Consider the following 13,637-nt stretch of genomic DNA (forward strand, 5'->3'; position numbering starts at 1 on the left):
TTCAGGAGGATGAAAACACTCATGGTTTCAGCTTCACTGCTCCTTTGCTTTACTGTCCTTTGGCTATCCGGTAAAGAAATGAGCGTTGAAAAAGAAGAATTAACAATAAAGGATATGAAATTAAAAATCTCATTTGGGGATACCGAACTGACCGCCACCTTGTACGACAATCCAACTTCAAGGGATTTAACCTCCATGCTTCCCATTACCACGGAACTGGAGGATTATGCCAGCAACGAAAAGATATTCTATCCCGAAAGAAAATTGACCAAGGATGGGGCTCCAGGTGGATACGAACCAAGCAAGGGCGATATTACCTATTACGCTCCATGGGGCGATGTGGCTATTTTTTATAAAGATTTCAGCTATTCGTCTGGGCTTATCGCATTGGGTAGAATAGAGAACAATGGCATTGAAAAACTACGCTCGGTGGGGAGTCAACTCGTAACCTTCGAGCTGATTGAAGAATAAATTTTTGAAACAAAAAAACAAAAACATGAAAGTTGTAATAATAGGAGCTAACGGAAAAGTAGGAAGGCTGATCGCTCAAAAAATGAGCGCATCGCAGGATTTTGAGCCAACGGCACTTATTAGAAAAGAAGAACAAAAGGAATATTTTGAATCCATCGGGGTGTCCACTATTGTGGAAAATATCGAAAGTCCCGAAGAAGTAATTGCTGAAGCTATCAAAGGTTATGACGCTGTAGTGTTTTCGGCGGGTTCTGGCGGAGCAACGGGTGCCGACAAGACCATTGAAGTGGACCTGTTTGGCGCCGTAAAAAGCATTGAAGCGGCCAAAGTTAATGGCATTTCCCGCTTTGTAATGGTAGGTGCGGCTCTTTCCGATGACCCTAAGAGTTGGCAACCTGAAAGTATGAAGCCCTACTACATTGCCAAACATTTGGCCGATAAGGAACTCAAGCGAAGTGGACTGGACTTTACCATTTTAAGGCCTGTTCTGCTTACCGATGATGAAGATATAGGTAAGATAACCATTCAGTCCGACCCACAATCGCTGAACAAAAAAATACCAAGGCAAGCGGTTGCGGAAACTGTCCTAAGAGTCTTGCCCGATATGGCAACCCATAAAAAAGTAATGGAAATGAGCGAAGGTTCGTTGGAAATAGATGAAGCCATTAATAAGTTTTTGGTCTAGGACAATGATGTTTTGATGCTCCAAAAAGGTGCTCAAAAGCATGAAACTTTAACGCTATCAAATCAAGGTTTGATTCTCTTAAGTTTTGATTTGATTTTCATTATCCGTGAAGACGTTTTATGACGTAACTTGTTGATGTATTGATTTTTAATTCGGTTAGAACAAGAAATCAAGCACTGAAACGCTCGATGATTTTTAAAAATAATTTCAAAAACTTAAAAATGAAGAATACGATTTTAACTGCGTTAACAGCTTTTCTAATTTTTATGGTGGGCTGCAAGCAAAAAGAAAGACAAGTTGCAAATGAACAAGTAATGGTAGAAGCTTTAGATACGGAAGAGCTTGACGCTATTTTTCCAAAAGGACAAAAAGGTCCTGCGGACTTTTTTACGGGCAATGCCTATAACTATGGTTTGGTGCCAATGGATTCCACATACACAACCCTTGTTGGGAATGTCTATTTTGAGCCAGGAGCAAGAAGTAATTGGCATGACCATCCCGCCGGTCAAATATTGATCATTACCGACGGTGAGGGATTTCATCAAATTGAAGGTCAGCCCAAGGAAAAGTTGACAAAGGGAAGTATTGTAAAATGCCCGCCAAATGCAAAACATTGGCATGGGGCAAGTCCTGAGAAGGGGATGCAACAGATTTACATAGTGCCCAATACCGAAAAAGGTGTTGTAAACTGGATGGAACCAGTTAGTGATGAACAGTATAACGGTAATTAACCGAACAAATGAAAAAAGAACAGAACAAATCCAGACGATCATTCCTCCAGAATTCTGCTTTGATGGGGGCAGGGGTAACATTGGCGAACCCAATGCAGCTGTTTGCGGATAACACTATTTCTAACTATAAGCCTATTGACATGGACCAGAATATTAAAACCAAAGGATATGCAGCTACCGATGATTCGGGAAAATTAAGCCCGTTCGAATTTGAACGCAGACCGGTAGGCGACGATGATGTATTGATAGACATAAAATTTGCCAGTATCTGTCACTCCGATATCCACCAAGAAAAAGGCCATTGGGGCCCTCAACAGTATCCGCAAGTTCCTGGACACGAAATTGTTGGTATTGTGGCGGCCGTTGGTAAAAATGTGACCAAGTTCAAAGTGGGCGATCGTGCAGGGGTTGGCTGTATGGTGGACAGTTGTATGGAATGTGATAATTGTACCCATGGAGAAGAACACTATTGCGAAAGAGGGGAAACTTTGTTTACCTATGGGTATCCTACAGAAGCGGAACCCACGGGTATCTCTCAAGGTGGATATTCCAATAAGATTGTGGTGAGGGACCATTTTGCAGTCCATATTCCCGAGCACATTAGTTTTGAGGAGGCCGCACCATTACTTTGCGCTGGAATTACAACCTATTCCCCACTGATGAAAGCCGATTTTAAAATTGGTGACAAAGTTGGTGTTGCAGGAATTGGAGGGTTAGGTCATATGGCCATTAAACTGGCTGTGGCCAAAGGAGCTGAGGTGTATGGATTTACTACTTCGGCGGACAAGGCAAAGGATATTTTGTCTTGGGGAGCCAAGGAAGCTGTTGTGGTAGACTCGTTGGATAAACTTCAGGCTTACCGTGGACAAATGGATTATATGATTTCCACCATTCCATACGCTTACGAAATGTCGTCCTACATGGATTGTGTGAAGCCCAACGGATTTTTCACCCAAGTTGGGGTGCCGATAGGAGGAGAGTACACGGTGAACAATTTCAACATGATGTTCAATAGGGTCAACTATAACAGTTCACTTATCGGTGGAATCCCTGAAACCCAAGAGGTCATTCATTTTTGTGCGGATAATGGAGTCCGTCCGGAAATTGAAATTATAAACGCCGAGCAAATCAATGATGCTTGGGAAAAAGTGGTGAACAAGGAAGCGCGATACCGATATGTTATCGACGCAGCCACATTTTAATCGAATTAATAACAATAAAAATAGACTATGATATTACAAGAAACATATACACTAAACAACAAAGTAGAAATTCCAAAATTGGGTCTTGGTACTTGGTTCATCGACAATGATGCCGTAGTACAGGCCGTGAAGGATGCGGTAAAATTGGGTTATCGCCATATCGATACTGCCCAAGCCTACCAAAACGAGGAAGGTGTAGGCCAGGGAATAAAAGAAAGCGACGCGGATCGAAGCGAACTTTTCGTGACCACAAAACTAGCTGCGGAAGTAAAGTCTTATGATGAAGCCATGGCTGCCATTGACAAATCTTTGGATGTGATGGGATTGGATTATATCGATTTAATGATTATCCATAGCCCAAAACCATGGCAGGACTTCAAGGGCGAAGAACGCTTTTTTGAAGGTAATCTAGCAGCTTGGAAAGCTTTGGAAGAAGCTTATGAAGCAGGAAAACTTAAAGCTATCGGTCTTTCCAACTTCGAAATCGAAGATGTGCAAAACATTTTGGACAATGGTTCCATTAAACCTGCAGTGAATCAAATATTGGCGCACGTAACCAATGTACCAAAGGAAACTATCGAATTCTGCAAGAAGAACAATATTTTGGTAGAGGCTTACTCTCCAATAGGGCATGGGGAATTGTTCAATAATGATGAGGTGGTCAAAATGGCTGAAAAGTATGGAGTTTCCGTACCGCAGTTGGGCATCCGCTTCGATCTGCAATTGGGTCTACTTCCCCTACCAAAAACAGCTAATCCAGACCATATGAAAAGCAATGCCGAGTTGGATTTCGAAATATCGCAAGAAGATATGGAAGCACTTCAAAATCTGGAAAAAATAGAAGACTACGGAGAGGCCAGTAAGTTTCCGGTATTTGCTTAAGTGTTTCAAGGAAAGGAATTAAAATAGGAAAAATAAAATCATGAAAATTTATAAAAATGGGGAAATCCCATCCATGAAAGGACCGGAAGAATGGTTTACCGGGGATGTGATTGTTGATCCTCTTTATCAAAATGTAGAAAATGTTACTAAAGGTGCTGCCGCTTTGGTCACTTTTGCACCAGGGGCCAGGACTGCTTGGCATACCCATCCTGCAGGACAAACCTTGATCGTGCAATCGGGGTTGGGTTGGATTCAAAAAGAAGGTGGTCCCATTGAGGAAATTCGCCCTGGGGATATCGTCTATTTTGAACCCAACGAAAAGCACTGGCATGGAGCATCTGCAAATAAGGCAATGAGCCATATTGCCGTTCAGGAAGAAGTGGATGGCGAAGTGGTGACCTGGATGGAGAAAGTAACCGATGAAGAATACTCCAAAAGCTAGGGCTAGGTATTAAAAGATACTATTGAAAAAGAAAATATCGCTTTGGGCAATGGAGGTTTACTTTATTGCCCAAAGTTTTTAAATGAAGATACATGAGCGAAATATCAAAAAAACTGACAACGGAAGAAATAGAGCAAATAGCTGAGAATGACGATTTTCATATTTCCGTTCTAAAAGAAGACGGAGAGACTTATGGTAGGTTGACCTGGATTTGGTCCGTGTCCGTGGATGGTAAACTCTATGTACGTGCTTACAATGGGGTCAATTCCAGATGGCACAAATCCGCCTTGAAGCAAAAGGAAGGAAAAATAAAGGCCGCAGGTATGGAAAAGAAAGTCCGTTTTGAACCCGTGGATGGCTCATTGAATGAAAAAATCGACCAAGCCTATCGTCGGAAATACAGTTCAAGCCCTTATTTGGGCTCCATGATAAGCGATACGGCCAAAGCGTCAACTGTTGAAGTAAAGCCGTTTAATTAAGGCGACAATTACTTACTAGGGGTAATATTTGGGAAATAAATGGTATAGAGCGTTTGGTTTAATCATAAAACCATCAAAAAGTGTTACATTAACACTTTAAATGGAATTGATGAATCAAACACCAGTTTTATGTTGAAGAACAACTACTACATTATTCTTCTTGTTGTTTTTGTGAGCGTGTCCACTCAAGCCCAAGATATTTTTATAACCAATACCCAAAATAGGGACTTTGTTAGTTTGAACGGAAAATGGAAATATGTTTTAGACCCCTATCAAACAGGAGGCATGGGAGGGATGCCTGTTTACAAAAACTATATCCCCAAAGACAAATCCGATCGAGTGGAGTACGGGTTTAACAATGGCAAAACACTTTGGGTTCCTGGGAGTTGGAACACACAACATCCCGAATTGACCTATTTTGAGGGGAACATTTGGTACCGAAGAACTTTTGATAAGGAAGACCTTTCCGAAGACAATCGCTACTTTGTCCATATCGGTGCTGCAAACTATAGGACCACGGTTACCTTTAACGGTGAAGTTTTGGGCAGTCATGAAGGTGGCTTTACCCCCTTTTCTTTTGAGATTACCGATTTAATTAAGAAAGAGGATAACTTTTTGATCATTGGAGTGGATAATACCAGGGCCGATGATAATATTCCCTCCAAGGTTGCGGATTGGTTCAATCACGGAGGCATCATTCGAGATGTAAAGCTTATTGAAACGCCGTCCACTTTTATCAACAATTATTTTATTTCCCTGGATGCATCCACTCTGGATCAAAGAACGAAGCAAATTAAGGGCAACTTGGAGTTAAATGGCAGTTCAATGCCCAAACAAGCACAGCTCATCATTCCTGAATTACGGGTAAATCAAGATATTGCAATCAACCCAGATGGCACTGCAGAGTTTAATGCCCTTACAAAAGGGATGGAACTATGGTCGCCCAAAAATCCAAAATTATACGAGGTGACTTTGGTGGCGGGAAAGGATACGATACGTGATCAGATTGGGTTCAGGACCATCGAGATCCAGGAAAAACAAATTGTGCTCAATGGGAAGCCCATTTTTTTAAAGGGAATATGTCTTCACGACGAAAATCCCTTGCGTAAAGATCGCGCAAACGCTATTGAAGATGCCGAATTGGTATTAGGTTGGGCACAGGAATTGGGATGCAATTTTATCCGATTGGCCCATTATCCACACCAAGAAAATATAGTTCGACTGGCCGATAAATTGGGAATTCTGCTTTGGGAGGAGCTGCCCTTGTATTGGGGAATTCAATGGGATAACCCCGAAGTATTGGAAAAAGCCAAAAAACAGTACACTGAAATGATCGATCGGGATTTTAATAGGGCAAGTACGGTAATTTGGTCCATCGCCAACGAAACGGCTTCCATTCCCGATAGGAACAATTTTTTGGGGGAATTAGCGGATTATATCAGAAGTATTGACGATACCCGTTTACTCTCCGCTGCCATTAAAAAGGATCAGGAACTGGATGGCCATCCCGACAGTGTTTATACCTATAATGACCCACTTATTGAAAAATTGGATATCATCAGTATCAATGAATATTTGGGATGGTATGGAGGAGCCCCGGAGGAAACACGAAAAAAATCGTTTGAGTTTGGTTTTGAAAAGCCCGTTATCGTAAGCGAGTTCGGTGGAGGTGCCTTGCAGGGCTTCTATGGTGACAAACGTACCCGTTGGAGCGAGGAATTCCAAGAGTACCTGTACCAGGAGAGTTTGGCCATGTTCGATAAGATCGATGGCCTATCGGGAATGGCCCCTTGGATATTGGTGGACTTTATGTCTCCCTTAAGACAATTGCCCGGGGTGCAGGATGGGTGGAACAGAAAGGGGCTGATCTCTGAAAAAGGAAGAAAGAAAAAAGCATTTTTTGTACTTCAGAAGTACTACGATAAAAAATAAAAAACCGGCTGATAAGAAAAAGAGCAATTTTAAAATTGCCCTTTTTTACATGGTCTTTGGTCCAAATTATTTGAACAGCCTTTGGGCAAATATCACCAGATAGTCTCTCCAATTGTTCCAGGTGTGGCCACCATCGGTCTCCACATATTCGTATTCCATGCCCATCTCATCCATTTGGTTTCTGAAACTTTCGTTGCCCCTCAAAATCATATCCATGTCATCTTCACCGATCGCCATCCAATACAGTTCGTATCCATTTTCCATTTGTTGTCTCAACTTTTCGTCCTTGTTCTCGTACATGGGGGACGTAACACCGTTTCTTGGAACCCCGAGAGCAGACGAAAAAAGGCCGATATAATCAAAAGTATTGGGATAGTTCAGTGCAATATTCGCCGTGTGGAAGCCTCCCATGGACAGTCCTGCAATTGCTCTGCTCGCTTTGGTATCCTTGGTCCTGTAATTTTCTTTAATGAACTTCATGGCGTCCACAAAGGTTTCCTCAAACTTGCCATCCATGGTGTTGGGAAGCATAAAAGTAATTTTCGGGAAGCCACTGCTGCCGTTTCCCGGTGATGCCTCTTGGTACACATTACCATTGGTCATTACTACGATCATGGGTTCCGCCTTGCCTTGGGCAATAAGGTTGTCCAAAATTTGGGCCGCTCTTCCGGAACCTAACCAAGCTTCCTCATCACCCCCTACACCATGTAAAAGATAGAGTACAGGGTATGCATCCGTAGTTTTCTCATATCCTGCGGGGGTGTAGACCGCCATTCTTCTTTTCTTATCATTGCCGGGGGAGTCGTACCAACGGTAGGCAACGGTGCCATGGGGTACATCCTGTACCTTGTACATATCGGCTTTTCCGCCCTCCACCAAAAATATATTGGAAAGGTTGCTCACATCTCTAATGGCATATGGGTTGGATGGGTCGACCGTCCGAACACTGTCTATGGAAAAGTGATAACGGTAGAGTTCTGAGGGCAATTCGGGCGTAGTAAAGGTCCAAATACCTTTGTCCCCTTTTTCCATCTCATAGGAAATAGGGGCGAAGGCATGTTCGCCATCCAAACTACCCGATACACTTACTGTTTGAGCCAAAGGTGCCTTTACGCGAAAGGTTACTGTGTTGTCGGGGTTGATTTCGGGGGAAACAAGAGCTGGTTCGTTGAAAAGGTCCTGTTGAGCATAGGTAGATAGGGTCATCAAACCTAAAGCCAGGAGTAAAAATTTGTTTTTCATGATTATGGTGTTTGTTTTTTATATGCTCCACTATATATTGAGGGCATGCAAATTTTAATGCCAATCCATGGGTTTTACCATGTAATTTGTCACGTTCAACCCTTACCGTTTTAAATTGGGATGTACCTTGTCAAAAACAGTCCGAGTCGAGTATCAAGTAAAGTTATGGGATAAACTTAGCTATTGATATACCACAATTACTGATATAAATACCCGTATTACCGATGCCTTATAAAATGTTGCTGTTTTTTTACGAGCTGACCGTTTTCTTTTTAGAAAAAAGTAAAAAGAGTAGTCCACAAAACAACCACGCTGGCAAGGTCATGAAAGATAAAAAGACATCAAAAGTTACGGATATAAAGTAACAAATACCAAAACTGATGGCCCAGGCCCAAAATACCGCCCGATTGAACTTCATATTCATTTTTTCAGCATAATCTATGATGATATTGGCCTTTTTGCCATAAAAGTGTTCAAATACGATGATAGCTCCCATGGGTGCCAAAATAAAACCGTACAGTGCTACAAAATCCAATAGTTTCATGGCAAATGCTGGGAAAAGTCCCGCCAAGGTGGCCACACTACCTGCAATAATGGTGACCCAGAAGGTCGAGGTTTTTGGAATAATAGCCTGAAATGCCAATCCTGCCCTGTAAATGGTTGGGTTGGCCGTTGTCCATCCTGCCAAAACCACGGCAATGGCTCCAAAGATGCCCAAAGCATTGTAAGCCAGGGGACCCGGGGCAACTGTTGGCGCCGTACCATCCGTCAAAGCTGCCTGTGCTTCTGGAGATTGCAAGTAAACCGCATAGAGCAGTGCCGCTGCAATCCATGCCATATAGTGGCCTACATACATTCCTGCTGCGGTGGTCCAACCAGAACTTGCCTTTTTTGCAAAGCGGAACACAGAAAGGTCCGACATTCCCACATGCATGGCTGCATTGGCAAACCAAGACCAAATCATAACGTGCCAAAATGTATATTTAATTTGGCCTGGGAAAGGCTCACTTCCCTCGCCCCAAATATTCCAAAAATCGGCAAAACTGTTCACATCAAGGTCACGTAAGGCAACAATGCCACTGGCCAAAAATGCCAATACAATTATCGGAGACATATAATTGGCCGCTTTGGAAACAGTTTCATATCCTTTTGCTGCAATAATGGAAATTACTGCTCCAATGGCCAAAACGATTATGATCCAAGTGATACCATTGGGCATGGTATCGGTCAATTTTGGCATTTCCATGTCAAAAGGAATACCCACTGCAGTGGCCGAAACCGTGATCATGGCGCCAGCAAGAAAACAGAAGAGGATTCCATTCGCAAGATTGTAGACCGTCACTAAATTTTTCCCCACAATTTTCTCCAATTGATAGTATAGGGTAAGCCGGTACTTCACCGCTATTTCTGCCGTAAGAAAGCGCCAGCTCAATACTGCCAAAAGATTACCCAAAAGAAGTCCCACAATTAAATCAAAAGCGCTCACACCTGTGGTTAAAAAGAGTGGACCGATTACAAATTCGGTACCTGCTGCATGTTCACCGGCATACATCCCCAAAAAGCTTTTCCAACTTTTCAGTTTTGATTGAGGAACAGGTTCTCTTTCAAATTCGCCGCCTGCTATCTCCTCGATTTCTTCATCAATATTATATTGGCTCATGTGGGTTTGGTTTGTATCGTTAAATTTATGTGCTTGTTTGTTAGATCAGGTGCTTATGAAGATCTTGGATGTTCTCGCAGCACAATTGATCCATAATTTGTTGTAGTTGGACCTTTAAAATTGTCATGGTGTGGTCGCCTCCTTTTTTGCCCATGGCAGCGGCACCGTACATAAAGGAACGCCCCATAAAGGTAAATTCGGCTCCCCGCGCCAAAGAACGTGCCATATCGGGTCCTGAACGCATTCCACTGTCCATCATAACCGTGATTTGGTCCTTGTATTTGGCAGCAATCCGTGTCAAAGGAGCAATCGTGGATTCTCCCGCATCCAATTGTCTGCCACCGTGATTGGAAACGATAATTCCATCGAATCCTAATCTTATGGCCTGTTCGGTATCTTCTTCCGAGGCTACGCCTTTCAACACCAATTTTCCTTTCCATTTGTCCCTGATCGGTTTGATGCGTTCTTCGTTCAAGCGTCCTGAAAAGGTTTTGTCCATAAACTTGCCCAATTGCTTTAGGTTGAGTCCCTCTGGGGTGTATGGTCTTAAGGTTTCAAATGTGGGAATGCCGTGCCTAAGGGTTTGAAGTGCCCAATTTGGTTTCCCTAATATTTGAAGAATGTTGGCCATCGTCATTTTGGGAGGCAAGGCCAACCCATTCTTAAAGTCACGTGGTCTGTAACCGAAGGTGGGTACATCGCAAAGCAAGACCAAAACAGGACAGCCTGCTGCGGCCGCTCTATCCAAAATATCATTTCTAACAGCATCTTCCGCCGGATTGTATAATTGAAACCAAGCTTTACCTTCGGTGAGTTCGCTGGCCCTTTCAATATCCATGGTGGTCACAGTGCTCAAGATAAACGGTACATTGTGTTTGTTGGCCGCCTTGGCCAAAATTTCCGGCGAATTGGGCCACATCAACCCTTGAAGGCCAACAGGTGCCACACCAAAAGGGGCATCGTATTCTTCTCCGAACAAAGTGGTTTTTATGGAAGCACCCTTAAAATCCTTGATATAGGTCGGTTTAAGTTGAATATCCCTTATTTCGGAGGTGTTTCTACGAATATTGACATCTTCGTTGCAACCTCCATCCAAATATTCAAATGCAAAGCGCGGAATTCTTTTCTTGGCTTTATCCCTTAAATCGTCAACAGAAGGATATCGGGTATCAAAACTTTGGGCCATATCAATTTGTAATTAAAGGTCTATGTTTTTTTAAAGCGTAGTTCTTTTTCAGGAACTTTTGGTCCAATTCTACATTGGAAATGGCTATGGCCGCCCCCAATGCAGAACCGAGTGATGCATCCGTGGTCTTCACCTTCATCCCATCAAATCCACGGGCCAATAATTCCACGAATATTTGATTGTTGGTAAAGCCTCCGTCAATATACAATTGTTTGATGTTATCCTTTCCGATAGCTCGTTGTATACTTTCTATTTGCAATTCCACTAGTTCCATCATTAATTGGTGATAGGCTTCTTCATAGGAATTAAATTGCATTGGTGCTTGTACGTCCGGAGATGCTGCATCAAGACTTGCCCATTTAAATTTATGGGTAAAATTATCCTTTATCCTTTGATGGATATCGGCATCAAAACTTACGGTCTTGTGATAATCTTCGGAAACTCCGAAGAGTGTTGCCAGTTCCCTGACCTGTTCATTGTACTCATTGCCCAGGAACAATCGTGCAGCCTTTACGGGCTCACCATTGATGCGCATATAATTAATGCAATTGGAATCGGTATCCTCATCCGTCAAAAGTTCTTTGGAAAATGGATTGAGGGCAATGCTCCATGTTCCTGTGGAAAGCAACAGGAACTTTTTGTCAATACTTCGAATGTAAGGTAAAAGGGCCGAGGAGCTATCATGTATCCCAACGCCCACTTTGATTTGATGTCCCATGAGGTTGGTGTTGATACTGGTCCCCGTATCCACGATGGAAGGCAATAACTTATGGATTTCCTCTTGGTAGACCCATTCGTGGTAATCCTCTTTTTCATAGTTCCAAAGCGCAGTATGGCAACCAATACTGGTATATTCACTAACCGGAATTCCCGTAAACAAATAGCTTAGATATTGTGGTAAATGCAGTGAATACTTGATTTTTGAAAATACCTCCGGTTTTTCGTGCTTTAACCAATAGAGTTGGATGCCCGAGTTGAGCATGCCCTCTCGTGTGGTGCCCGTTTCCCTGCAAAATTTTATCTCCGGTCCATACTTCGCGTAGAACTTTTCAACAATGTCGTTATTGATGGGTTTGGTGTAATTGTATAGCGGGGTGACCACTTTCCCCATATCATCCAAATGAACGAAGCTTGCCCCGTAAGATGAAAAATTGACAGCTTTTACTTTATAATCCTTGGACTTTAGAATGCTGTGAAAGGTATTCTTTATCCAGTTTTGAAGTTCGATCAGATTTTCCGTGGGATGGCCATCCTCGTCTTGAATAGGCTCTAAATAGGTGTAATCGCGATGGACTTCTTTGAAGTCCATGTCAAAGAGAAAGAACTTTTTGTTTGTCTTGCCAATGTCAAAAACCGCAATTACTTCTTTTGCCATATGATTTGGATTATAGGCCTGTTGCCATTGTATGTTTACCCCTTTCGTCCACTAATTTTTTACGAACCTCCAAATGTCTGTAGGTGTCCAATGGGTTCAAAGCTCCTCCGTCGGATACTCGTGCACGTTCCAAAAGAGGTCGTACATCGGTAAGGTAGGCCTCCTGTAAAATTTCTTGGCACAAGGTTACATCGTGATTTTTTTGTGCTTCGCGAAGTGCCTTTTGGTCCACCAAAAGCGCTTTCGCATATGAAGAACGGATGGCTTCCAGGGATTGCATAAGATCTTCCAATGGATCTTTTATATTATGGCTGGCGTCAATCATCCAAGCTGGGTAAGGGTTTTGTGGATTGTTCTCCATTCCGTACACCAACTCATTGAAAATCAAGAAAAGGGAATATGGTTTTATGCTACCTACCGTGAGGTCGTCATCCCCATATTTGCTATCATTGAAATGAAATCCTCCCAGTTTGCCTTTCATCATTAGAGTGGCCACAATCTGTTCTATATTGGTGTTGGGCAGATGATGTCCCAAATCTACCAATGTAAAGGCTTTTGGCCCGCATTCATTGGCCAACATAAAGGAAGTGCCCCAATCTTGGATTACCGTGCTGTAGAAGTTTGGCTCGTAAGGCTTGTATTCTATAAACAGTTTCCAATCTTCGGGTAGGGTTTTATAGATTTCCTGTAAACTGTCCTGGGTGTTTTTGAGAACGGTCTGGAAATTGTTCTGGCCGGGAAAACTTGAACCATCGGCCAGCCAAACGGTCAAACTTTTGGAGCCCAACTTTTCTCCCAAGCGGATAACATCGATATTGTGTTGTATGGCCTGTTCTCTTGCTTTGTCGTCCGTGCTGCAAAGCGACCCGAATTTATAAGAATGTTTTTGATCAGGTTGATCCTGGAAGGTATTGGAGTTCATGGCATCAAACTTAAGATCAAGCGATTTTGTCAAGGCTTTGATCTTCTCTGCATCTTCGGGAACATCCCATGGGATATGCAGTGAAATGGCACCTGCGGATTTTGTCAGTGCATGGATAAGACCGACATCCTCAATTTTTTGCTCTAAAGTTCCGGGTTCCCCATGAAAGGAGAACCTTCCAAAACGCGTTCCACCGGCACCCAAGGCCCAACTTGGAATGGCTACCTTAAAATCTCCGACTTTTTTTAGGATATTTTCAACATCATGGCCCTTATTGGTAAGGTTATTGGCCAAAAAATCAAAACTTTGATCGTGTTTATCAAAGTTGTTTTGGTTGTGAGATGTTATCTGTTCTTTATTTAAAATCATAAGGTCTTGTCATCTTTAAAAACCGTAGGCCATGATCTGGCCTACGGTAATACTTGAAT

General features: G+C 42.7%; 13 protein-coding genes. 8 read left to right on the forward strand and 5 right to left on the reverse strand.

Translation table 11 applies throughout. The features are described from left to right. Positions 1-9 precede the first annotated feature (9 nt). The 8 genes from J0654_RS01905 to J0654_RS01940 all read left to right on the forward strand — a co-directional run bounded on the left by J0654_RS01905 (position 10) and on the right by J0654_RS01940 (position 6,824). Positions 10-471, forward strand: coding sequence for a cyclophilin-like fold protein (locus tag J0654_RS01905; protein ID WP_207026080.1), 462 nt, complete (start codon positions 10-12; stop codon positions 469-471). A 25-nt stretch (positions 472-496) separates the two neighbouring features. Next, positions 497-1,156 carry an SDR family oxidoreductase gene (locus J0654_RS01910; protein ID WP_207026081.1) on the forward strand — a complete coding sequence of 220 codons (660 nt, stop codon included), beginning with the start codon at positions 497-499 and terminating at the stop codon, positions 1,154-1,156. 221 nt (positions 1,157-1,377) lie between these two features. Next, positions 1,378-1,887, forward strand: coding sequence for a cupin domain-containing protein (locus tag J0654_RS01915; RefSeq protein WP_207026082.1), 510 nt, complete (start codon positions 1,378-1,380; stop codon positions 1,885-1,887). 8 nt (positions 1,888-1,895) lie between these two features. Continuing rightward, positions 1,896-3,089: an NAD(P)-dependent alcohol dehydrogenase gene (locus tag J0654_RS01920; protein ID WP_207026083.1), complete on the forward strand. Its 1,194-nt coding sequence runs from the start codon at positions 1,896-1,898 to the stop codon at positions 3,087-3,089. 27 nt (positions 3,090-3,116) lie between these two features. Beyond that, positions 3,117-3,971: an aldo/keto reductase gene (locus tag J0654_RS01925; protein ID WP_207026084.1), complete on the forward strand. Its 855-nt coding sequence runs from the start codon at positions 3,117-3,119 to the stop codon at positions 3,969-3,971. A 40-nt stretch (positions 3,972-4,011) separates the two neighbouring features. Next, on the forward strand, positions 4,012-4,413 hold the full coding sequence (locus J0654_RS01930) for a (R)-mandelonitrile lyase (protein ID WP_207026085.1): 402 nt from the start codon (positions 4,012-4,014) through the stop codon (positions 4,411-4,413). A 92-nt stretch (positions 4,414-4,505) separates the two neighbouring features. Then, positions 4,506-4,892, forward strand: a complete 387-nt coding sequence (locus J0654_RS01935; protein ID WP_207026086.1) for a DUF2255 family protein — start codon at positions 4,506-4,508, stop codon at positions 4,890-4,892. A 129-nt stretch (positions 4,893-5,021) separates the two neighbouring features. Continuing rightward, positions 5,022-6,824 carry a glycoside hydrolase family 2 protein gene (locus J0654_RS01940; RefSeq protein ID WP_207026087.1) on the forward strand — a complete coding sequence of 601 codons (1,803 nt, stop codon included), beginning with the start codon at positions 5,022-5,024 and terminating at the stop codon, positions 6,822-6,824. A gap of 66 nt (positions 6,825-6,890) precedes the next feature. Here J0654_RS01940 and J0654_RS01945 read toward each other — a convergent pair whose 3' ends face one another. The 5 genes from J0654_RS01945 to J0654_RS01965 all read right to left on the reverse strand — a co-directional run bounded on the left by J0654_RS01945 (position 6,891) and on the right by J0654_RS01965 (position 13,578). Beyond that, complete coding sequence (locus J0654_RS01945) at positions 6,891-8,066, reverse strand: esterase (RefSeq protein WP_207026088.1); 1,176 nt, start codon at positions 8,064-8,066, stop codon at positions 6,891-6,893. Positions 8,067-8,316: 250 nt separating this feature from the next. Beyond that, entirely contained in the window at positions 8,317-9,726 is a 1,410-nt protein-coding gene (locus J0654_RS01950) for a purine-cytosine permease family protein (RefSeq protein ID WP_207026089.1), read from the reverse strand. 40 nt (positions 9,727-9,766) lie between these two features. Next, a complete protein-coding gene (locus tag J0654_RS01955; RefSeq protein WP_207026090.1) occupies positions 9,767-10,912 on the reverse strand; it encodes an alpha-hydroxy acid oxidase in 1,146 nt (381 codons plus the stop codon). A gap of 1 nt (position 10,913) precedes the next feature. After that, positions 10,914-12,287, reverse strand: a complete 1,374-nt coding sequence (locus J0654_RS01960) for an FGGY-family carbohydrate kinase (RefSeq protein WP_207026091.1) — start codon at positions 12,285-12,287, stop codon at positions 10,914-10,916. Positions 12,288-12,297: 10 nt separating this feature from the next. Then, complete coding sequence (locus tag J0654_RS01965; RefSeq protein WP_207026092.1) at positions 12,298-13,578, reverse strand: sugar isomerase; 1,281 nt, start codon at positions 13,576-13,578, stop codon at positions 12,298-12,300. Positions 13,579-13,637 lie beyond the last annotated feature (59 nt).

The organism is Flagellimonas profundi (assembly GCF_017313275.1).
In the GTDB taxonomy this organism is placed as follows: domain Bacteria; phylum Bacteroidota; class Bacteroidia; order Flavobacteriales; family Flavobacteriaceae; genus Flagellimonas; species Flagellimonas profundi.